Origin of the sequence: Amycolatopsis acididurans (assembly GCF_012328925.1) — a bacterium.
GTDB classification, from domain to species: Bacteria; Actinomycetota; Actinomycetes; order Mycobacteriales; family Pseudonocardiaceae; genus Amycolatopsis_E; species Amycolatopsis_E acididurans.
Window position 1 is genome coordinate 16401 of record NZ_JAAXLS010000002.1, and the last position, 21350, is coordinate 37750.

The 21350-nt window shown below is 67.2% G+C and carries 21 protein-coding genes; 16 read left to right on the forward strand and 5 right to left on the reverse strand.

All coding sequences use genetic code 11. From position 1 onward, the window contains the following. Positions 1-3: 3 nt before the first annotated feature. From HFP15_RS03435 to HFP15_RS43775, 3 genes are read left to right on the forward strand one after another with little or no spacing between them, the layout of a single operon-like run. On the forward strand, positions 4-1119 hold the full coding sequence (locus HFP15_RS03435; RefSeq protein ID WP_168511357.1) for an NDMA-dependent alcohol dehydrogenase: 1116 nt from the start codon (positions 4-6) through the stop codon (positions 1117-1119). Positions 1120-1150: 31 nt separating this feature from the next. After that, entirely contained in the window at positions 1151-2692 is a 1542-nt protein-coding gene (locus tag HFP15_RS03440) for a phytoene desaturase family protein (RefSeq protein ID WP_168511359.1), read from the forward strand. Between the two features lies 1 nt (position 2693). Beyond that, a complete protein-coding gene (locus HFP15_RS43775; RefSeq protein WP_168511361.1) occupies positions 2694-3698 on the forward strand; it encodes a zinc-binding dehydrogenase in 1005 nt (334 codons plus the stop codon). Positions 3699-3761: 63 nt separating this feature from the next. Here the strand turns inward: HFP15_RS43775 and HFP15_RS03450 are convergent, their stop codons facing one another. Then, on the reverse strand, positions 3762-4394 hold the full coding sequence (locus HFP15_RS03450) for a TetR/AcrR family transcriptional regulator (protein WP_168511362.1): 633 nt from the start codon (positions 4392-4394) through the stop codon (positions 3762-3764). A 118-nt stretch (positions 4395-4512) separates the two neighbouring features. On the opposite strand from HFP15_RS03450, the gene HFP15_RS03455 reads away from it, so the two are divergent. The 3 genes from HFP15_RS03455 (at position 4513) to HFP15_RS42120 (ending at position 7845) form a co-directional block, all read left to right on the forward strand. Further along, a complete protein-coding gene (locus HFP15_RS03455; RefSeq protein WP_168511364.1) occupies positions 4513-5247 on the forward strand; it encodes a glucose 1-dehydrogenase in 735 nt (244 codons plus the stop codon). Positions 5248-5578: 331 nt separating this feature from the next. Next, positions 5579-7111: an ATP-binding protein gene (locus HFP15_RS42115; RefSeq protein WP_210716708.1), complete on the forward strand. Its 1533-nt coding sequence runs from the start codon at positions 5579-5581 to the stop codon at positions 7109-7111. After that, positions 7057-7845, forward strand: a complete 789-nt coding sequence (locus HFP15_RS42120) for a helix-turn-helix transcriptional regulator (protein WP_210716709.1) — start codon at positions 7057-7059, stop codon at positions 7843-7845. The genes HFP15_RS42115 and HFP15_RS42120 overlap by 55 nt, the downstream gene beginning before the upstream one ends. Before the next feature lie 101 nt (positions 7846-7946). On the opposite strand, the gene HFP15_RS03465 is transcribed toward HFP15_RS42120, so the two are convergent. Beyond that, the gene (locus HFP15_RS03465) at positions 7947-9167 is read right to left on the reverse strand and encodes a TetR/AcrR family transcriptional regulator (protein ID WP_168511367.1); all 1221 of its coding nucleotides are present in this window, start codon (positions 9165-9167) and stop codon (positions 7947-7949) included. A 275-nt stretch (positions 9168-9442) separates the two neighbouring features. Here HFP15_RS03465 and HFP15_RS03470 point away from each other — a divergent pair, with 275 nt between their 5' ends. Both HFP15_RS03470 and HFP15_RS43365 read left to right on the forward strand, forming a co-directional pair. Continuing rightward, the gene (locus HFP15_RS03470; RefSeq protein ID WP_168511369.1) at positions 9443-10282 is read left to right on the forward strand and encodes a PaaI family thioesterase; all 840 of its coding nucleotides are present in this window, start codon (positions 9443-9445) and stop codon (positions 10280-10282) included. 48 nt (positions 10283-10330) lie between these two features. Next, positions 10331-10456, forward strand: coding sequence for a hypothetical protein (locus HFP15_RS43365; RefSeq protein ID WP_281355472.1), 126 nt, complete (start codon positions 10331-10333; stop codon positions 10454-10456). Between the two features lie 30 nt (positions 10457-10486). On the opposite strand, the gene HFP15_RS03475 is transcribed toward HFP15_RS43365, so the two are convergent. From HFP15_RS03475 to HFP15_RS03485, 3 genes are read right to left on the reverse strand one after another with little or no spacing between them, the layout of a single operon-like run. Further along, positions 10487-10975: an ester cyclase gene (locus tag HFP15_RS03475; RefSeq protein ID WP_168511371.1), complete on the reverse strand. Its 489-nt coding sequence runs from the start codon at positions 10973-10975 to the stop codon at positions 10487-10489. A 51-nt stretch (positions 10976-11026) separates the two neighbouring features. Continuing rightward, the gene (locus tag HFP15_RS03480) at positions 11027-12181 is read right to left on the reverse strand and encodes an acyl-CoA dehydrogenase family protein (RefSeq protein WP_168511373.1); all 1155 of its coding nucleotides are present in this window, start codon (positions 12179-12181) and stop codon (positions 11027-11029) included. After that, positions 12174-13037, reverse strand: a complete 864-nt coding sequence (locus HFP15_RS03485; RefSeq protein ID WP_168511375.1) for an SDR family oxidoreductase — start codon at positions 13035-13037, stop codon at positions 12174-12176. The genes HFP15_RS03480 and HFP15_RS03485 overlap by 8 nt, the downstream gene beginning before the upstream one ends. Positions 13038-13249: 212 nt before the next feature. Here HFP15_RS03485 and HFP15_RS03490 point away from each other — a divergent pair, with 212 nt between their 5' ends. The 8 genes from HFP15_RS03490 (at position 13250) to HFP15_RS03525 (ending at position 21344) form a co-directional block, all read left to right on the forward strand. After that, the gene (locus tag HFP15_RS03490; protein ID WP_168511377.1) at positions 13250-14446 is read left to right on the forward strand and encodes a TetR/AcrR family transcriptional regulator; all 1197 of its coding nucleotides are present in this window, start codon (positions 13250-13252) and stop codon (positions 14444-14446) included. Between the two features lie 67 nt (positions 14447-14513). Further along, complete coding sequence (locus tag HFP15_RS03495; RefSeq protein WP_168511379.1) at positions 14514-15302, forward strand: enoyl-CoA hydratase/isomerase family protein; 789 nt, start codon at positions 14514-14516, stop codon at positions 15300-15302. A 39-nt stretch (positions 15303-15341) separates the two neighbouring features. Next, positions 15342-15593: a hypothetical protein gene (locus tag HFP15_RS03500; RefSeq protein ID WP_168511381.1), complete on the forward strand. Its 252-nt coding sequence runs from the start codon at positions 15342-15344 to the stop codon at positions 15591-15593. A gap of 28 nt (positions 15594-15621) precedes the next feature. Further along, positions 15622-16386 (forward strand): enoyl-CoA hydratase/isomerase family protein, encoded by a 765-nt coding sequence (locus tag HFP15_RS03505; protein ID WP_168511383.1) that lies wholly within the window; start codon positions 15622-15624, stop codon positions 16384-16386. Between the two features lie 995 nt (positions 16387-17381). Then, the gene (locus tag HFP15_RS03510) at positions 17382-18218 is read left to right on the forward strand and encodes an MlaE family ABC transporter permease (RefSeq protein WP_168511385.1); all 837 of its coding nucleotides are present in this window, start codon (positions 17382-17384) and stop codon (positions 18216-18218) included. Between the two features lie 43 nt (positions 18219-18261). Further along, positions 18262-19092 (forward strand): ABC transporter permease, encoded by an 831-nt coding sequence (locus HFP15_RS03515; RefSeq protein WP_168511387.1) that lies wholly within the window; start codon positions 18262-18264, stop codon positions 19090-19092. Between the two features lie 9 nt (positions 19093-19101). After that, positions 19102-20304, forward strand: coding sequence for an MCE family protein (locus HFP15_RS03520; protein WP_168511389.1), 1203 nt, complete (start codon positions 19102-19104; stop codon positions 20302-20304). Beyond that, entirely contained in the window at positions 20301-21344 is a 1044-nt protein-coding gene (locus HFP15_RS03525) for an MCE family protein (RefSeq protein ID WP_168511391.1), read from the forward strand. Before HFP15_RS03520 ends, HFP15_RS03525 begins: the two co-directional genes overlap by 4 nt. Positions 21345-21350: the final 6 nt, after the last annotated feature.

Sequence of the window (21350 nt, forward strand, 5' to 3'; positions counted from 1 at the left end):
CACGTGCAGACCGAAGCAGCAGTGCTCTGGGGCCGAGGCGAGGAGTGGAGCGTCGAGTCCATCGAGCTCGACGAGCCCCGCCGCAACGAGGTCCTGATCCGGATGGAGAGCACCGGGCTCTGTCACTCCGACGGTCACCTCGCCACCGGCGCCCTGCCATCGGCCCTGCCGATCATCGGCGGACACGAGGGCGCGGGCGTCGTCGAGCGCGTGGGCGAGGGCGTCACCCGCGTCAAGCCAGGGGACCACGTCACGTTTTCCTCGGTTCCGTCTTGCGGACGGTGCCCGGCGTGTGCCTCCGGGCACCAGAACCAGTGCGACCGGCTCGGGATCATGGGCTCCGGCAAGCAGCTGGAGGACCAGACCGCCCGCCACCACGCGCGCGACGAGGACCTGGCGCTGATGTGCCTGCTGGGCACCTTCTCCCGGCACACCGTGATTCACGAGTCCCAGGCCATCCCGTTCGACCCTGGCATCCCGTTCGCCCAGGCGGGCCTGGTCAGCTGCGCCGTCATCACCGGCTGGGGCTCGGTGATCCACGCGTCGGGCATCAAGCCCGGTGACGACGTCGTCGTGATCGGGGTAGGCGGCGTCGGTGTCAACGCGGTGCAGGCCGCCAGGTTCGCGGGTGCCCGCACGATCGTCGGCGTCGACCCCGTGGCAGCCAAGCGGGACTTCGCTCTGCACTTCGGCGCGACCCACGTCGCGGAGAGTATCGAGGCGGCCTACGACCTCGTGAAGGCCGAGACGAAGGGGCGCCTCGCCCAGCGCGTGATCGTGACGATGGACGCCACCCGCGGCGAGGTGCTGCAGCCGATCCTGCGGATGACCGGCAAGCTGGGGCGCATCGTGCTCTGCAGTCTCGCGGCAGCGGGCCCGCAGCCGCTGACGCTCAACCTGTTCGACCTGACCATGCGGGAGAAACAGATCGTCGGCTCGCTGTCCGGGTCGGCGAATCCGAACGACGAGATCCCCCGCCTCCTCGATCTGTACCAGCGCGGCCTGCTCAACCTCGACGACCAGATCTCGCGCTCGTACCAGCTCGAGGAGATCAACAAGGGCTACGCCGACATGAAGGACGGCGTGAATCTGCGCGGCGTCCTCGTCAACGGCAACTAGCCAGCCCGACCGAACCACGGAGAGAACAACGATGTCCGACCACGATGTCATCATCATCGGATCCGGCCTCGGCGGCCTGATCTGCGGAGCCATGCTCGCCCAGATGGAGGGCAAGAAGGTCCTCGTACTGGAACGTAACGCCGACATCGGCGGCAAGATCATGTCCTATGGCTACCCGCACAACCCCGACATCACGGAGGAGGAGTACAAGACCAGCCTCGCCGCGTGCGGGCATTCCAAGATCGTGTACTCCGATCCGGACTTCTCCACGATCATGGAGAAGCACGGCCTGTTCAAGAACTACATCCTCGACACCGGCTGGCACCAGATGTCGGTCGGGCCGCGCAACCGCTTCGCCCAGATCGCGCAGGCGCTCGGCAAGAAGATCCCGATCTCGCCGACCGTCGGCTTCCTGTACTACGAGGACGGCCGCTTCCAGCAGATCGGCGCCATCGCCGCGGGCTGGCCGAAGGAGTCGCAGGACGAGCGCCGCCGCGTGGCGTGGGAGACCTCGCGCATCTCGAAGGAGGAGTCGCACGCCTACGACCACGTGGACTACGACGCCTTCCTGCGTTCGCTGACCACCGATCAGCGCGTCATCGACTACTACGGCCTGATGGGCTGCTACTCGGCGGGCCTGAACGACCCCCGGACCGTCTCGGCCGGCGAGATCATCCGCGTCAACAACATGAACAACATGGCGGGGACGCACTTCCAGAAGGGCGGCGGTGGCGGCGTCGTCACCGGCGGGTTCAAGGTCGTCGCGAACATCTTCGCCGAGGTCATCACCGATAACGGCGGCGAGATCCTCACGTCGCACCCGGTCCGGGAGATCCTGGTCGAGGGCAACACCGCGGTCGGTGTCCGGGTCAAGACCGACGCCGGCCTCGAGAAGGAGCTCCGCGCGCCCGTCATCATCAACAACGTGCCGCCGCGGCATCTGGGCCGGGTGCTGCCGGACAAGTACTGGCCGCTGGACTTCCGTCAGCGCATCGAGTCGCAGTTCCCGCTGTCCGGCTTACTGGGCTTCATGGGGCTGACCGAGCCGATCGAGAAGGGCGACGGCCGCGCGGGCGACTTCAGCATTCGCAGGCTGCCCGGTACCGAGGACCTCGGCGTCATCGGTGACGCTTCGATCTTCTCGTTCGAGCAGACGAGCGAGGCCGACAAGACCAGGGCGCCCGAGGGCAAGTGCCTCATGAACACCTGGATCTCGCTGTACCCGAAGAACCCCTTCGGCCCGTCGGAGATCGACAACGACGACCTGATCGCCACCCTGATCGACCGGATCTACGACTTCTTCCGCAAGCAGTACCCGCAGTGGGACGACGTCTACGAATGGGGCTACTTCACCAAGGCGAAGGACATGTACGGCATGTCCATCTCGCCGGGGCAGCTCGGCGATCGCCGGCTCCCGGTCGTGCACCCGACCTTGAAGAACCTGTTCCACACCGGCGACAACGTGGCCCAGTGGGGCATCGCGACCGACGGTGTCGGCCACGGCGCTTGCCTCACGGTCGGCGCGGTCACCGGCAAGGACTACACCCACCTGCTGGCGCCCTGGGGCCGCTGACGTGCGGGCCTACGTGGTCCGGACCGGCTCGGGGAAATGGTCGGCCTCCTGGGAGGAATACCCCGAGCCGGCCTGCCCTCGGGACGGGGTGGTCGTCGAGCCGCGTGCGGCAGCGCTCGCCTGGAGCGACGTGCTCCAGCAGGAGGGGGGCTACGTCGGTGCGGTCCCGGATCCGCCGTTCGTGTCGGGTCACGAGTTCGCTGGGGCCATCGTCGAGGCCGGGCCGGACGCCGGGTTCGCGGTGGGGGAGCGGGTCTTCGGCTTCCTCCCGCGCCCGGCGGCCTTCGCCGACCGGGTCGCGGCGTCGTCCCGGTTCGTCCGGCGCATCCCGGACGAGCTGACCGATATCGACGCCGCGGCGATCACGACGTCGTTTCTGACCGCTGACGTCGGGCTCTTCACCGTGGGCGGTCTTGTCCCGGGGCAGTCGGTGCTCGTCCATGCCGCCGCCGGGGGTGTGGGCCGCAGCGCGATCCAGCTGGCCCGCGCCAGCGGCATCGACACCGTCGTCGCGACGGCCGGGTCCGCCGCCCGGCAGGCGGAGGCTGCCGCGTTGGGTGCCACCCACGTCACCGGTTACGAGGAGTTCCCCGAACTGGTGCGGGAGGTGACCGCCGGCCGTGGGATCGACGTCGCGCTGGAGTCGGTAGGCGGCGAAGTGTTCGACCGCACCGCGGAGGTGATGGCGCCCCTGGGGCGGCTGGTCACGATCGGAGCCTCGTCCGGCACCCCGCCCCGCCGGCTCAAGCTCCCGTTCCTCTGGCAGCGGTCCGTCACCGTGGGCGGGCTGCACGTCGCCAACCTGCTCGCCGGATCGCCGGACTTGCTGGAGGATTCCTGGCAGCGCGTCCGGCGCCTGCTGGTCAAGGGCGAGCTCGACGCCGGCGTCGGCCTTGTCGTCGATCGTGACGGGATCCCGAGCGCCGCGCAGGCGCTCCGTGGCCGGACGGTGTCCGGGCGGGTCGTGATCGACTTCTCCGCCCGCGACACCCGGCCACTTCCCTGATCGAAAGGGCGGTCGGTGAGTCAGCCGCTTGTGGGGAAGCCGGGACTTCCCATCGCATTGCTGTCAGGCGATCGGGGACCCGGAAACGCGGCTGTCGCGGGGATCATCGTCTGGCGGGGTGCCCCACCAGAACGCCGGTGCGGCCGCGAGAATCAATCCCAGGTCTCGGCTGATGTCGAGGTCGCGGCCTCGCAGCCAGACCTCGATGGCGCCGATATTGCCCGCCGCCGCGGAGGCTGCCGCCACCTCGATGCCCCGTTGGCCGGCAGCCGCGACGGCTCCGGGCAGGATTTCGGGGCGGCGGTTCGCGCGGTTGATCAGCGAGTCGCGGATGAGTGCCTCGAGCCGATCCCGCAGCGGTGCGATCAGGTGTGGGTTCATCGCGTTCCGGTAGATCGCCGCGCGCGCCACGACATGTTCGAGCAGCGCCGTTTCCGCGGCGACCATCGACGTCCAGATGTCACGATCGGAAGCCGTCTCTTCCGGGCGGGTCTCGGTGATGGGGGCGACCTCTTCACCGAGGAAGTCGGCAAGCAGGTCAACCGGTGACTTGGCGTGCCGGTAGAAGGTGTCGCGGGTGATCCCGGCAATGCGGCAGAGTTCGGCGACGCTGACGTCGGCAACAGGCCGGACGGCGGCGAGCTCGTAGAGAGCGGCGCGCAGCCGCTCGCGGGTGCGGCGGAAGCGGGGGTCCATGCTGCTCGATCCTAACCACGCTTCGCGCCTCTATCTGACGTGTGTCAGATAGAATGAGTGGGCCGGGACGGAGCCGCGCAGTGGGGCGCGGCCGGCCGGCTCGGAGAGGAGGCGCGAAATGCGGCGGCTTGACGGAAAGGTCGCGATCATCACCGGGGGTGCGCAGGGGCAGGGGGCCGCACATGCCCGGCGCATGCTCACCGAGGGCGCGGCCGTGGTCATCAGCGACATCAACAATGAGCTGGGGCACCAGACCGCGCGGGAGATCGGCGGCAAGATCACTTTCGTTCAGCAGGATGTGACGGAGGCCGCGGACTGGGCAACCGTGATCAAGGCGGCGGAAGAGGCGTTCGGGCGGGTTGACATCTTGGTCAACAACGCCGCGATCGACCTGCAGAAGTCCTTGGAGGACATGACCGAGGACGAATACCGGCGGGTCATCGAGGTCAACCAGAACAGCGTCTTCCTCGGCATGAAGGCAGCGATCGAGCCGATGAAGCGCGCGGGTGGTGGCTCGATCGTCAACATCTCCTCGATCGTCGGCATGCATGCCGTGAGCTCGCTCCGTTTCGCCTACGCGGCGGCCAAGTTCGCGCTGCGCGGCATGACGAAGGTCGCTTCGATCGAGCTCGCGCAGTACGGTATCCGCGTCAACACCGTGCATCCCGGTTTCGTGGACACGCCGATGCTCGCTTCGGCGACGCACACCGAGCGCCTGAAGAGCGTTCCGCTGGGCCGCGCCGCCAATGTCGACGAGATCTCCCAACTGGTCGCGTTCCTCGCCTCAGATGAATCGAGCTACATCACCGGCACCGAGCACCTCGTCGACGGCGGGCTTTCCCACGGTTGGTGAGTCGCCGAGGCCCGGGCAGGCGACCGCCATCGGATCGCACGGGTTCTGGGTAACGGCCAACGGGCGGCCGCGACATCATCGTGGCCCCGCCGCGGGAGGGCGAGACACTGCATGCCGCCGGCTTGGTGACGAGCAACGGCCCGTGGGTTCGGGCAGGCCGAACTGGCCGACAGCGCTCATGTTCACGTCACGCATCTTCGCTCGGCCACACCTGGAGCCGCGGTTGCCCCGCGTACGATGTGTGGATTGACGGGCACTGGGCATCGAGGCGGCACTATGGCCAAGAGCACCCGGGGGGAGACAGGGCAAGCTGCCCGCCGAGCTGACCAGCATGGTCGGGCGGCGGGCGGAAAGCGGCGAGATCAAGCGGCTACTGTCGGCGTCGCCTCTGGTGACGTTGACCGGCACCGGTGGGGTGGGTAAGACCCGCCTGGCTCTGCACGTCGCACGGCAGTTGCAGTCGGCCTTCACGGACGGCGCGTGGCTGGTGCCGCTCGCCGAGCTGACACAGCCGGATCTGCTCCCGTTGACCGTGATGTCGGTGATTTCCCGCCCGGAGGGTAGTGCGGGAATCGGTGTCGCGGAGCTGTCGGACTATCTGCGCGATCGGCACTTGCTGCTGGTGCTGGACAACTGCGAGCACATGGTCGAGGCGTGCGCGAAGCTCATCACGGACCTGTTGCGCAACTGCCCGCACCTGAAAGTGCTGGCCACCAGCCGGGAACAGTTGCGCATCGAGGGGGAGGTGCTGTTCGAGGTACAGCCGTTGTCGGTCCCGACGAATGGGGACGCGACAGCGTGGCCGGACAGGTACGACGCCGTCCGCCTGTTCGTCGAGCGAGCGTCGTCCGTGCGTGGGGACTTCTCGCTTTCGCCGGAGCAGGAGCGGTCCGTGTGTGCCCTGTGCCGGCATCTGGACGGGCTGCCCCTGACGATCGAGCTGGCCGCGATCCGCAGCCGCGCGCTGTCGATCGACGAACTGCTGACCCGCCAGAACGACCGCTTCAGCGTGTTGACCCTCGGTAACCGCACCGCCCCACGTCGTCACCGAACGTTACGCGCGGTGGTGGATTACAGCTACGAGATGTGCTCGCCCGAGGCCCGGCGGCTGTGGGCGCGGATGTCGACGTTTGCCGGCGGCGCCGACCTGAACGCGGTCGAAGCCGTGTGCGCCGGGCCCGGCCTGACGGCGGCGAGTATCTCGCAGGCGTTGTCGGAGCTGGTCGACAAATCGATCGTGACGTTCGACGGCAGCCGCTATCGAATGTTGGAGACGATCCGCGAGTACGGGCGGGCGCGGCTGCGGGACTTAGACGAGCAGCAGCTCGCCCCGCTCGCCCACCGCGACTACTTTGCCCAACTCGCCGAGGACCTGGCCGCCGACTCCTTCGGCCCGGACCAGGCCGCATTGCTCGGACGGGCGCTCGCCGACCAGGCCAACCTCCGTGCGGCGCTGGAGTTCTGCCTCACCCAGCCCGGCGAAGCAACCGTCGGCCTGCGGATCGCGGGCCGGTTGTGGCACTTCTGGGCCGGCTGCGGCCTGCAGGTCGAGGGGCGGCACTGGCTCGATCGGCTGCTGGCCGCCGACACCGAGCCGACCAGGGAACGCGTCCGGGCGCTGTGGATCAACGCCTGGCTCGCCATCACCGGCGGCGACCCGGTGGCCGGTTGCCGCTGCTGGACGAGTGCGACCAGCTCGCCGCGGCGCTCGGCGACCTGGACGGCGCGGCCCACGCCAGCTTTGTGCGCGGTCTGGCCGCAAGCTTCCTCGGCCAGCACGAGCAGGGCATCGCCCACTTCGAAGAAGCGGTGCGGCTGGGACGGCGGCTGCCCGCGGCCGACGCTGTCCTGGCCGAAGCGCTGATCCACCTCGGCGCGGTGCGGTGCTACGAGAAGCAGCTGGTGTCCGCGATCGATGTGCTCGAGGAAGGCAGGCAGCTCTGCGCCCGCCACGGTGAACACTGGCTGCTGTCATGGTGCGAGATCCTGCTGGGGCTTGCCGCGCACCTCGGCGGCCGGCAGGCCGACGCGAGCACCCTGCTCACCCAAGGACTCACCCGCAAGCACGCGGTCGGTGACCCGCTCGGGATCAGCTTCGCCCTCGAGTTCCTTGGCTGGCATGCGATCGACAGCGGCGACGCCGAGCGGGGCGTCCGGCTGATCGGCGCCAGCGAGGCGGTGGCCGAGCCACTCGGCGCGCACCTCGTCGGCTACCCGCAGCTGCGCGAGTGGCACGGTGACCACACACGTCACGCGCGCGAATCGCTGGGGCAGCGTGCCTTCGACAAGGCGCTGGAGGTCGGGCGCGGCCTGGGGAGGGACCGCGCGGTCGCGTACGCCTCGGGGAAAGCCACCTCCACCGGCCCGGGCCCGGCGGGGGACCGCGAGGACCTGCCCCTCACGCCACGGGAACGCGAGATCGCCGAGCTGGTGGCGAGCGGGAAGACCAACAGGCAGATCGCCGAGGAGCTGGTGATCGCGGTGCGCACGGTCGACACCCACGTGGAGAACATCCTGACCAAGCTCGGGTTCACCTCCCGCGTCCAGGTCGCCGCCCTGCTCACCGCCCGGGCCGGCGGCATTGACGCACGCTCGTAGTACTCCGGTCGCGCTGATCACCGAGCACCTCGTCGACGGCGGGCTTTCCCGCGGTTGGTGACTTGCCAGGACCGCGAGCCGGTACGTGGGCCGGCGGTGTCCTACTCGCTCGCCGGTCGATTCCCGGTGAGGACAGCCGTGGCCACGGCGCGGATCTCGGCCGAGATGGCAGGCCGGGTGTGGAGGTGGCCAAGGCGCGCGACGTCATCGATCACGGTCAGCGCGATGTGCGCGCGGATCCGCGCGGTCCGTTGCTCCACGTCCGGGTGCTCGGACGTCAAAGCATCGGTCCAGTCCGTGACCCTGACGCGCAATGCGTTCTTGACCTGGCGCTGGGAGTCCGGCGGGAGGTTGATCGCCTCGGAGACATAGATTCCGACCAGCCGGCGGTTGCGGAGGCAGAAGTCGGCGTACGTGCCGATCAACCCGGCCAGTGAATGGTCCTGCTCGCCCGCGCGGTCGTCGTGCTCCGCGGCGAGGCGTTCGGTTGCTTGGTCGAATGCCGCGACGAGGATGTCGGCCTTCGTGGGGAAGTGGTGGTAGATGCTCGGCCCGGTGATGCCGATAGAGGAGCCAATGTCGTCGATGCTCACCGCCGAGTAGCCCTGACGGAAGAACAACTCGATGGCTGCGTCGAGCAGTTCGTCCCGCCGCGAGTCCGCGGGGTCCTGTGGAGCGGTTGTCCTTCGCCTGCCGGCTCGGCTCTGCGCAGGCATCGGCGCCACCGGCATGGGCATCAGGAGAATCGCCATCGCCGCACCGGCCAGTTCGGCGGCGACCAGGGACCGCGGCGCGGACCGGGGCAAGGAAGGGCCTGCCAGGGCCGATGTGGCCGCCGTGACGAGTAGTCGAGCGTCCTTGAGGCCGAGCCCGGGGCGACGCCGGCGGAGACGGCGGGCGAACTCGTCGATCACACGATCGAACTGGCGCTGGATCTCCGCGTGCGAGTCAGCAGTCAGGAAGCGAGCCTCCCGCTGAAGCAGTGTCCACAGGTACGGCCGGTCGAGCACCAGGTCGGCGATCGCGGCGACCATCTGCTCGAGTGACTCGTCGGCGGTACGGGCGAGTGTCGCCTCGACCTGGTCCATGCCGTGTGCGATCGCGCCGGCCAGAAGGGCCTGCTTGTTGCGGAAATGCCGGTAGACCGCCGGCGCTGTCACCCCGGTGTCGGCCGCGACGTCCGCCAGCCCGACACGGTGGTAGCCGAGGTCCTGGAACCGGCGCGCGGCCGCCTCCGCCAGTCGGGCCCGGCGTTCGGCGGCGGTGAGGCGTGCCGCCGTCACCGGTGCGCTCTTGTACGCGGCCAACTCCCTGCCTTTCATGTCGAAGCCGGAGGGTGCCCGGTCGTCGCTGCCTATTGTCCCGCTTGACGCGGCTGTCAGGGTGCCGGGGGATTGACGGGCGCTCAATCGCCGGGTGAGCCACTGCGAGGCTCGACCAGCCGCGTGCGCCGCGGCGGTGGTGCCCGAATGGGATCTCTGCCTGGTCCGCGTGCGACCGATGTGTGTTGACCACCCGCCGATCGAGGACCGCTCAGCTAGTGAATGTTAACTCACCTATCCTTGCGGGGACGGGTAGGCGCCTTTGGAGGAGTGCGATGTCTTTGCTGTGTGCGGGCGATGGGGAGTTGGTGCGGGGCGCGTCGCTGGAGTGTGTGCCTGGCGTCGTGGAGCGACATTTCGGCCTGACCGCCTGCCGGACGGAGGGCAAGCTGCTCCAGTCGGTCTCGCACGTTGGCCCGTGGATGGACAGCGCTCACGGCGGCCAGCAGGCCGGCGCGGCCGGCGTGCAGTTCGATCACGTCATGGGGGAAGCCCTGTATGCCGTCGCGCCCGCCGAGCACTGGGCGCTCACGACAGAACTCACGTTCGACATCGTCGTGGCCCCAGGCTGGGAGACCGAGACGCTGCACGTCAACGGCTGGGTGACCGACAGCGGGCCGCGAGGCGGGTTCGCGCAGGCCGAGTTGGTCGACCAGCGTGGCGCGCTGCTCGCCGTCGGTACTACGCGGGTCCAATACGTTCCGGCCCGGACGCCGCAGGAGAAGGTCGAAACCGGTGAGGCCAACGGTGATGAGCGGCCGTCGGCCGTGAACTTCGCCGCGCACCTGGGTGTCCGGCTGGGCGCGGAAAACGGCGATCCACGCGCGGATCTCGTGGAGCCAGGACTCTGGACGAACGACTACGGGGTGCTGCACGGCGGAGTGTGGGCGAGCATTGTCGAGCTCGCGGCGGGCGAAGTGTTGGCGGACACTGGCCTGCGGACAGCTCATGTCCATGTCAGTTACCTGCGGTCACCTGGGCTCGGGTCTCCGGTGTCCGCGATAGCCAGACCCGTTCATGCCGGTCGCTCTTTCGGTGTGGTCGAGGTGACCGGACGGGATGGATCCGGGCGCCCGTGTGTTACCGCGACCGTGACGGGGCGGCGTGCGGACTGAGACGACGCGCCCGCCACCGCGAACGCTTACGCGGCACAGATTTCCCGGATGCCCAGGTCCGCCATCGCCTATGTGAAGGCGGCGGTGGACGCGCCAGGGCAAGACGCGAGCCGCCGGCTGGCCGCGTTGGGGCAGGCGGCGTGCACCCGGCAGGCGTCGATGCCCGACGCCTGACTAGCACCCGCGTTCGGGTGCGCTCGGCGCTCAAGCCTGACGGTGCAGCAGCGAGAGCAGGTACGCGCCGCCGACCTTTCCGCCACGCGGAGGTAGCGCACCGAGCTGTCGCATCATGTCGGTGATCTCGTACTGGCCGAGGTATCGGGAGAGCAGGCCGTCGGTGAATTCGAGGAAGATATCGCAGCCGTAGGTGCTGAAACGGCGCGTGGGGTCCAGCTGCGGCGGTCCGCTGCCTTCCTGTCGGAACAGGACGACCCCGCGGCCGTCCTTGGGTGCGGTGAACAGCTGGATCTCCTCGAAGCGGACGTCGGGCATTGCCTTCCAAACCCGTTCGACATACTCGCGCAGTGCCTCCCGGCCGCGGATGACTTCCGGCCAGAACACCGTGTCGTCCCACTCGATGTCCGGGTGCACGACCGAGAGGACCTGGTCGGTGTCGTGGGAGTTCCATGCGGCGAGCCAGTCGGTGGCGTACGTCCGGAGGAAGGTCGCGTCGACGACCGCGTTGTCGATCATGATGCTCAACTCCTGAGTGCGGTGCTGGGGAACTGCGTGTTCCGATCAGGTTCACAGTCCGAGGTCGCGGCCGATGATCTCCTTCATGATCTCGGTCGTGCCGCCGTAAATCGTCTGGATTCGTGCGTCGGCGTATGCACGGCTCACCGGGTACTCGCGCATGTAGCCGTACCCGCCGTGGAGTTGCAGGCAGCGGTCGGCGACGCGAACCTGCAGCTCGGTGCACCAATATTTGGCCTTTGCGGCCTGGACGGCGGTCAGTTCGCCACGCGCGTGCAAGTCCACGCAGTGGTCGACGAAGACGCGGGCGATGTGCACTTCGGTGTGGAGTTCGGCAAGCAGGAACCGGTTGTGCTGGAAGGTGCCGATCGGCTGCCCGAACGCGCGTCGTTCCGTCACGTACTCCATCGTGCGGGCCAGTACACCTTCGGCGGCCGACACCGCGGTGACCGCCAGGGACAGCCGTTCCTGGGGCAGGTTGCGCATGAGCTGGAAGAAGCCCTGCCCCTCCTCGCCCAGCCGGTTGGCCACGGGAACGCGCACGTCGGTGAAGTGGAGTTCGCTGGTGTCCTGTCCGTGCAGGCCGAGCTTGTCGAGGTTGCGTCCTCGTTTGAAACCCGGCATGTCCCGCTCCACGACGAACAGGGTGAGTCCCCGGTGCTTGTCGTCGGAAGTGCGCGCCGCGACCACGACGACGTCGGCGTTCTGGCCATTGGAGATGAACGTCTTCGAGCCGTTGAGCACGTAGTCGTCGCCGTCGCGGATTGCGCGGGTCGCGATGCCGGTGAGGTCGCTGCCGGTACCGGGTTCGGTCATGGCGATGGCGCCGATGAGCTCGCCTGAGGTCATGCCCGGAAGCCAGCGCTTCTTCTGCTCGTCGCTGGTCAGGTCGAGCAGGTACGGTCCGACGACGTCGTTCTGTAGCGCGAGCGACAGGCCGGCCGAGGAGTATCCGGCGCGGCCGAATTCCTCGTCCACGATCGCGCTGAAGCGCCAGTCATTCATTTCCGAGCCGCCATATGCCTCCGGGGTGGCGAACAACAACAGTCCCGCCTCGCCCGCGTTGCGAAACAGCGACCGGTCGACGAGTCCGCGCTGCTCCCATTTCTCGTCGTGCGGCGCGACTTCGCGTTTGATGAAAGCCTGTACCGTTTCGCGAAAGAGCTCGTGCTGCTCGTCGTATATCGTTCGGCCGACGTCACGCATTTTCGGCTCCGGGCAGGAACAGGTCGGGCTTGAGGTCGGCTTCGGTGGCGCTGCCGTAGCGGTAGGCGGCGAGGTCGGTCACGCCTTCCGCGCGCAGGACGTCCTCGTCGATGAAGCAATTGCCGGTGCAGTCCTCGGCCTTACGCGACAGGATCGCGTGCGCGGCGTCGGCCATGATCTCCGGACGGCGTGACACGGCCATCGCCGCCTCACCGCCGACGATGTTCTGCACGGCGGCGGTGGCGATCGTGGTGCGCGGCCACAGGCAGTTCGCCGCGAGCGGCCGGGGATGGTCCTGGCCGGCCAGCCCCAGGGTGAGCATGCTCATGGCGTACTTGCTGATCGTGTAGGGCGCGTGCCGATGTAGCCAGACGGGATCCGGGTTCAGCGGCGGGGACAGGGTCAGGACATGCGGGTTATCGGACTTGTAGAGGTGCGGCAACGCGGCGCTGGTCAGCGCGAATGTGCCACGCGCGTTGATGTCGAGCATCAGGTCGTAGCGTTTGAGCGGCAGTTCGCCCAATGGGGACAGCGCGATGGCCGACGCGTTGTTCACGATGATGTCGATGCCGCCGAACGTCGCGACCGCCCGCTCCACCGCGCCTGCGATGTCCTCTTCCTTGCGCACGTCACCGACGACCGCCAACCCTTTCCCGCCCGCGTCCTCGATGTCGGCGACCGCGGTGTGCACGGTGCCGGGCAGCCGAGGGTCGGGCTTGTCGGTCTTGGCCAGCAGCACTACGTTCGCGCCGTCGCGTGCCGCGCGGAGGGCGATGGCGAGGCCGATACCGCGGCTTCCGCCCGACATCAGGATGGTCCGCCCCGCCAGCGGGCGCAGTTCGTCCTGCGTGGTCACTGGTAGTCCTCTCCGTTGGTGGCCCTGTGGACGGTCGCGTGGTAGATGAACGCTTCCGGTGTCGACGGCGACTTCGGCATCGCTGGCGCTTCCTTCCGGTGTGGACACTGGTCCTTGACTGCGACTCCAATCAAGTTAACATTCACTAAGCCGAATGAGAAGCAGGATCGGGACCTGTGCGAGTGAAAGGCGCGGAAGTGGCGGAGGCGACAGTGCGAAGGGGATACGGCAGCGGAACGCCACGCCCCGCGGCAGCACGGCGCCGGCGGCAACTGGTGGATACCGCCGCGCGGTGTTTCCACCGGCACGGGTTCCACGGCGTGGCAATGGCCGATGTGGCCAGGCAGGTCGGTATCACCGCGCCCGCGCTCTACCGGCACTTCCGCAGTAAGAAGGCATTGCTGGCAACGGTCGTGGAAAGTGGGCTCGACCTGGTCGACGCCGCATTGGAGCGCTCTGGGCGGCCGCTGGCCGACGTGCTGTTCAACCTGGCGGGCGCCGCGCTCGAAAGGCGTGACCTCTGGGCATTGCTGCAGCGGGAAGCCCGGCACCTGGACGAGCCGGAGCGGCTGGCTGTCCGGGCCCGGTTCAACGCTCTGGTGGCTGGGCTGACCGCCCGGATACGGGCCGAGCGGCCCGAAGCCGACGAAGGTCAGCTTTCGCTCCTGGTGACGGCCGTGCTCGGCGTCCTCGCCAGCCCGTCGGTGAGCGGATTACGCGTTCCAGCGCAGGATTATCAGCGGATTCTCACCGCCGCCGGAGTCGCCGTCGCACAGGCGGAGCTTCCCGACTCCAGGCCGACTTCGGTGTCGGCGGCGGCGAAGCAGGAGCCCGTGCCGTGGCCCCGGAGCGAGCAGCTTCTCGAGACAGCGATCACCCTGTTCCACGATCACGGTTATGCGGCGGTCACCCTCGACCGGATCGCCGTTGAAGTCGGGCTGACCGGTCCCAGTATCTACTACCACTTCGCCACGAAGTCCGACCTTCTCGTGTCGGCGTTCAGCAGGGCGGCCCACCAGCTCGCGGCCAAACGGGTGCGGCGCGCGGACGATGCGGAGCTCGACGCGCTCGTTCACGCCTACATCGACCTCGGCGTGCGGCAACGCCAACTTTTCGGCGTCTATGTCACCGAGGCGGTGAACTTACCGCCCGAGGACGGGCGCCGGATTCGGACGGAGCTGACGGCGAACGTCGCCGATTGGGCCACGGCGCTACGCCGGCGCCGGCCCGAGCTGAGCGAGCCGGCGAGTCTGGTTCTCGTCCACGCGGCCCGCGGCATTGTGAACGACGTCGTGCGCGTCGGCGGCCTGCACACGCGTACGAACATCGGTGCCGAACTCGAGACCCTCGCGCACGCGGCGCTGAATGTGGAGTTGCCACGCGCCGTCGGTCATCGGGACCCCGCGTGACGACAGTGGCAGCCGCAGAGCAGTCGGCGGAACTCACCGCCCGAATTCACGCAGGAAGGACTTAACAGTGGGCGACTACCGGTACCTTGTTACCTCCATTGAGGACGGCGTAGGCGTGATCCAGCTGAATCACCCGGAGAAACGCAACGCTCTCGGCTGGGAGCTGCATCGCGAGATCATCGCCGCGCTCAAGGAGTGGGCCGAAGACGACAGGGTGGCCGCGGTCCTGCTGGTGGGCAATGAGGACTACTTCTGCGCCGGCTGGGCACTCGACGTGCTCGAAGAGGTCACGGGAGACGACCTCATCCGATTCAACGACCTGGCCTGCAAGCTCATGACCACCGTCTACGACTACCGCAAGCCCACCGTCGCGGCCGTCGCCGGCGTCGCCCCTGGATACGGGATGGACCTGGCGAACATGTGCGACATCACCATCGCATCGGAGAACGCTGCCTTCGGTTCGACCCAGGTCAAGTACGCGATGAATGGGTTCTACCACGGAATGCTGCGCAAGGTCGGCGCACAGCGGGCCCGGCGGATGCTGTTCACCGGGGACCCGATCGACGCCCGAGAGGCCCACCGGGTGGGTCTGGTCGACGAAGTGGTCGAGGCGGGCACCGTCCGGGAGAGCGGCATGCGCCTCGCCCGGCACATCGCTGAGGCCGGTGCCGAGCTGACGACGGTGCTCAAGGAGGTCGCGTTGCGAGCGAGCAACATGGACCACATCGGTGCGACCGCCTACGAACTGCGCGTCACCGCGGACCTCATCCAACGCGGCCTGTTCACCCGGCGCCTCGCGGATGGGCTCGCCGCGCTGCGATCGGGACGGAGCAAGGCGACCGAACGGCTCTCGTAACCCGAAGCCATGTTAGTGAAAAGTAACTAGATTCGAGTGGTGTCCCGGCTGTCAAGCAGCGGCCAGCGCCGGTACGACCAGAAGGGAGCCGTCAATGACGACGGTGTCGAAGTTGGCTGCGGAATACCGGCACGCCGGGGCCGCAGCAAGGACATCATCAATCGCGGCAGCGAGAAGTTCTCGACGATGGACATCGAGCTCGCCCTCGCCTCGGGTGCCGACATCGAAGCCGTCGCCGTGACCTCCGTTCCCGACGCGCGGCTCGCCGGTCGCGAAGACATCTCTTCGTAGAAAAGACACGGATCAAAAGGACGATCACATGACCGAATACGGGAACATCGCCGCGACAGTCAAGGATGGCGTCGGCACCATCGCCTTCACCCGGCTCGACCGCCGCAACGCCCTCAGCGTTGAACTGATGACGGACATGATCGACCAGCTCGACGCCTGGGCCTATGACGACGATGTCGCCGCGGTGGTGCTCACCGGCGGCGAGGACGTGTTCTGCGCGGGCCTGGACCTCGACCTGCAGTCGGGATTCACTGAGCAGACGCGGTCGATCTACTCCGAGACGTGCCTGCGCGCGTACGGGACATTGCTCGACTATCGCAAGCCGACCATCGCCGCTGTGGGCGGGCCCGCGCTGGGCGGCGGCTGCGACATCGCGGTGTTCACCGACATCCGGATCGGTGCCGAGAACGCGATCTTCGGTTATCCCCAGATCAAGTTCGGGCTCACGCCCTACTTCTCGCCCCTGTGGCGGATCGTCGGCCTGAGCCAGGCGAAGCTGCTGACCTTCTCGGGTGACCGTGTCGACGCCGCCGAAGCACTCCGGATCGGCTTGATCGACCGCCTGGTGCCGGCCGGCGAAGTCGTCGAACGAGCGACCGCGCTCGCGAACTCGATCGCCGGGACGACCGTGAAGTCCGCGGTGAACAACAAGGAGATGGCGCGGACATCGCCGGGATTGGATCCCATCAGCGCACTGACCTACGAGACCCTGGCCTACCGCGAGGTGATCTGGCATCCGGACATCGTCGCGCGGATCAACGACGCCTATAGCAAGATCAAGAAGCGGAAGTAGCGCACCTCGCGCCGGGCCGATCGCGAGCCGGGAGCGTCCGCGAGTCGTGATCGGGCTCGAGGGACGGGCCGCGTATCGAGCCCGGAGGACCGACGGCGCCGACCACTTGTAAAGTGAATAGTCACTAGTTAGTATGTCGACCGTTCGAGGTGGCAGGCCCTGCCTCTCTGGCGGCTGACGTGGAGGCCCCGGGTGCGAAGCGTTGCGTGCGAGTCACCGGCCGTGCGGGTGCGCCGGCCATCTCCGCGAACATGCAGCCCCTGGCGCGGCTTGCGCGAAATAGTGCATGGTACGGAATCCGAGGGTAGCGCCATGGGCTGTCGACCAGGTGCGCGGGGGAGGTCTCTGTCGCATTCGGACTCGCGGATCCAGTACGCCGTCATTCGCGCCGACATAATTACAATTATGGTACCAAGTCGGCCAAGTCACGTGTGGATCCGCGCGAACCGTGCGGTCACGATGGCCGGCAAAAGTAGCTCGAACGGGTGATGCTGTCGCGCTGGGAAGTACTAGCTGTACCTGCTCAGCAGCAGAGTTTCCGCCGGTTATCCGGCTACATCTTGGCGGCGGGCAACAATTAGCGTTCCTACGGATGTGCGAGATCTCGATCTGAACCCAATTGAGACTTGTACAGAATCTGGTTTATGTTACTCTGCACTCCAACGGTGGCCCCGATCACAGGGCCATCTACTGAGAATTCTCCCCATACGGTCATGCGACTTGTCTGTGGCTGGGGAGCTTCGACGATGGTGCGCTGGAGCACGCTGTGGTGTTCTTTGGCGCACCGGACGTTGCGAGAGAACGGATTTCAGCGTGAATTTGCGGGACTTGCTCGTCGCGGTCGACGGGCCGGCGGACGGTCTGTCATCGGTCGGGCGCCCATCGTTCACTGTGGACAAGACGCACGGCGCTCGTTCCGTCGCGGGCGGCGCCGTGCCGATGCCGATCCCTTGTGGATCAACCGGTGCTGGGGCGCGGGTACGGGGTGAGGGTCGATGACCGCGCGCTCCACCACGTCAGCCCTTCCCGGCCAGTCGTCGGTCGACACCGACTTCCTGCCGTCGACGAGCACGTTCGCCCGGCTCATGACGCCACTCGGCGGCTTCTTCGCGATGGCGATCGAAGCCTTCCGGGTCATGTTCAAGCGGCCGCTGCAGTGGCGCGAGTTCGTGCAGCAGACCTGGTTCATCGCGCGGGTTTCGATCGGGCCGGCGATTTTCGTCGGCATTCCCCTGACATGTCTGGTCACGTTCCAGTTCAACCAGGTTCTGCGTGAGGTCGGTGCCATCGACCTGAGTGGCTCCGGTGCGGCGCTGGCCACCGTCACCCAGATCGGGCCGGTGGTGGCGACACTCGTCGTCGCCGGGGCCGGCGCCACAGCTATCTGCGCCGACCTGGGGGCGCGGACGATCCGCGAAGAGATCGACGCGATGCAGGTGCTGGGCATCAACGTCGTGCACCGCCTGGTGTCGCCGCGCGTGCTCGCATCGGTCTTCACGGCGGCCATCCTCAACGCGCTGATCATCCTTATCGGACTCGCGGGAGGTTTCGTGTTCTCGGTCTACGTGCAGGGGGCCTCGCCCGCTCTGTACGTGTCCGGCCTCAACCTCCTGGTCGGCGTCCCCGACCTCATCCAGAGCGAATGCAAGGCGATCGTGTTCGGCATGCTGGCCGGACTGGTGGGCTGTTATCGCGGAATCAGCGTCAAGGGTGGGCCGAAGGCCGTCGGCAACGCCGTCAATGAGACCGTCGTGTACTCGTTCATGATGTTGTTCGTCGCGAACCTTTTCCTCACGGCGTTGCCGTACAACCTCGGGCTTGTCGGCAAGTAGCGGTACTGGGAGGACGATTACGGTGAAGAACAGTAACGAGTCGATGCTGAGCCGCTTCAAACACACCGCGGGTGCGCCGGTCCGTCTCCTGGACACACTTGGCGACCAGGGAACGTTCTACCTGCGCGTGTTCGCCTGGGTCTACCGTGCGGTGTTCCGGTACAAAAAGGAGCAGACCCGGCTGGTGGCCGAGGTCGGCATGGGAAGCGGTGCGCTGGCCATGATCGGCGGATCCGTTGCCATTACCGGATTCATGACGTTCTTTGTCGGTACCAGCTCTGGCGTGCAGGCGTACCAGGCGCTGCGCCAGGTCGATCTGACCGCGCTGTCCGGCTTCGCCTCGGCGTTCATCAACACCAGGCTTGCCGCGCCGATCATCGCCGGCGCTGGTCTGGCCGCGACCGTGGGCACCGGGATCACCGCGCAACTCGGCGCGATGCGGATCAACGAGGAGATCGATGCGCTCGAGGTAATGAGTGTGCCCTCGTTGCCCTACCTCGTCAGCACTCGTTTGATCGCCGGCCTGATCGCCGTCGTTCCCCTTTACGCGTTGGCCCTCATCCTCAGCTACGTCGGCTACGAGGCCGTGTCCGTCCTTTTCTACGACGTCTCGTCCGGCGGATACACTCACTACTTCTTCGCCTTTCTCCAGCCGGTCGACATCCTCTATTCCTTCTTGCAGGCATTGGCGATGGCCGTGGTGGTCATCCTCGTCCACTGTTACTACGGGTACACCGCGACGGGCGGTCCAGCCGGGGTCGGTGAGGCCGTGGGACGAGCGGTCCGGACCTCGCTCATCGGCGTCACGATCGTCACCCTTCTCGTCGCTCTCTCGGTCTATGGCGCCCACGACACCCTGCGGATCTCGGGATAGGACCCACACATGCCGAATCTCACCCTTGCCTCGCCGGTGACCAAGAGGCTTGCCGGCCTTGGCATGATCGTCGCGTTCGCCGGGGTCCTCGCGCTGGTCTGGGCGATGTTCACCGAGTCGTTCACGCCGACCACAACCGTGACCGTGCGATCCGATCGCGCGGGCCTGCTGATGGCCGCGAAGGACCGGGTCAAGTACAACGGCGTGCAAGTGGGCACCGTGTCCGGGGTCAAGCTCAACGGCGACTCCGTCGATATCGTGATGCGTCTCGATCCGGGCCAGGCCTCGGTGATTCCCGCGAACGCGACCGCCGCGATCAGCCCGGAAACCGCCTTCGGTAACAAGTTCATCGAGCTGATGCCGCCCTCGGCGTCGGCGCCGACGACGGCTCGACTGCGCGACGGCAGCGTGCTCACTGCCGACCACGTCGGGACCGAGATCAACACCGTGTTCCAGAACCTGATGAACGTACTGGCAGCGGCGAAACCGAGCGAGGTGAACGGAACGCTGGAAGCGGTCTCTTCGGCGTTGCGGGGCCGGGGCGACCAGCTCGGACAGTTCCTCACCGAGGTCAATTCCTACCTAGCCGCCATCAACCCCGCGCTGCCCGATCTCGACTACGATCTGGTGCAGGTGGGCAAGGTCAGCAACCTGTACGCCGACATCTCGCCAGACTTCTTCAAGACGCTGCGGAACGCGGTCCGGATCGGCGCGACCGTGACCGACAAGCAGGCGGCACTGCACAGCTTCCTGCAGGAGCTCGATCGCCTCGGCGCGACCGGCACCGACCTGTTCGACCAGAACGGGCGGAAGCTCATCGATATGCTGCACCTGCTGGAGCCCACAACCGGCCTGTTGCACGAGTACTCGCCCGAGATCAGCTGCTTCCTCGAAGGTGAAGACAACGCCCGGCGCCTCCTCGAGCCGGCGCTGGGCGGCAAGGCGCCGTACGGCGTGCTGACTGTCCAGGTCCTTCCCGGCAAGGAGCCCTACAAGTACCCGGATGACCTCCCCGAGGTCAATGCGCAGTCCGGGCCCAACTGTCACGGACTGCCCAACCTTGCCAATACGCCGGTGCCGGCGCCCGAGATCGTGACTCCGGGCAACGGATACGTTCCGCCCAGCGGCCCCGGTTCGGACTCTATTCAGGTCGGAAACCCGCCGCTGCAACTTCTTCTCGATCCCACGAGCCGTCCCCAAGGAGCGAAATGAAGCGGTCATCGGCGATCGCGGTGCGGGGAGACCTGGTCCGCGTGGCCGTCTTCGCCGCCATCGGAGTCGTGATTGTCGCGCTGCTGGCCATTCAGCTGTCCGGCACCACATTCTCCGACGAGAACACCTACGCCGCTTCGTTCAGCGACGTCAGCGGACTACGCCAAGGGGACGAGGTCCGCGTGGCAGGCGTCCGCGTGGGCGAGGTCGACAGCATCTCCATTGTCAACAACGTGCCGCACGTGACGTTCGCCGTCGACAAGGGACTTCCCATTACCGATGACGTCCACGCGGCGGTCCGGTACAAGAATCTCGTCGGCGACCGGTTCCTCGAACTGTCCAAAAAGGGCACCTCGGACACAGTACTCGCGGCCGGCACCACGATCCCGGTGTCGCGCACCGTGCCGGCCTTGGACCTGGACTCGTTGCTGGGCGGCTTTCAGCCGCTGTTCCAGGGCCTGCAACCCGACCAGATCAACCAGCTGTCCCAAGAGCTGATCAATGTGTTGCAGGGCCAGGGCGGCACCATTCAGGAGCTGCTGACCCACATCGGTGGCCTGACCAACAGCCTGGCGGACCGGGACCAGGTCATCGGCAGCGTGATCACGAACATGAATTCCGTGCTGGGCACGGTGAACCAGCACGACGCCCAGTTCTCCACGACGCTGACGCAGTTGCAGCAGCTGATCAGCGGACTCGCCGCGGACCGGCAGACCATCGGGTCGTCGCTGGTCAAGATCGCTTCGGTGGCCGACTCCTTCACCACGATGCTCGATCAGGCCAGGCCAGCGCTGAAGACCACTGTGGACCAGTTCGGCCGCACCATCGCCAACGTGGATGGCGACAAGGGCCAGCTCGACCAGAACCTCCGGGACCTCGTGGACTTCTACACCCGCGCGACCCGGATCGGCGCCTACGGCAGCTTCACCAACGCCTACCTGTGTGGCCTGCAGATCAAGCTGACCGGGCCCGACGGCAAGACGATCTACACACCGTGGATCGACTCCAACAGCGGCAGCCATCGTTGCAGGGAAAACTGATGAAAT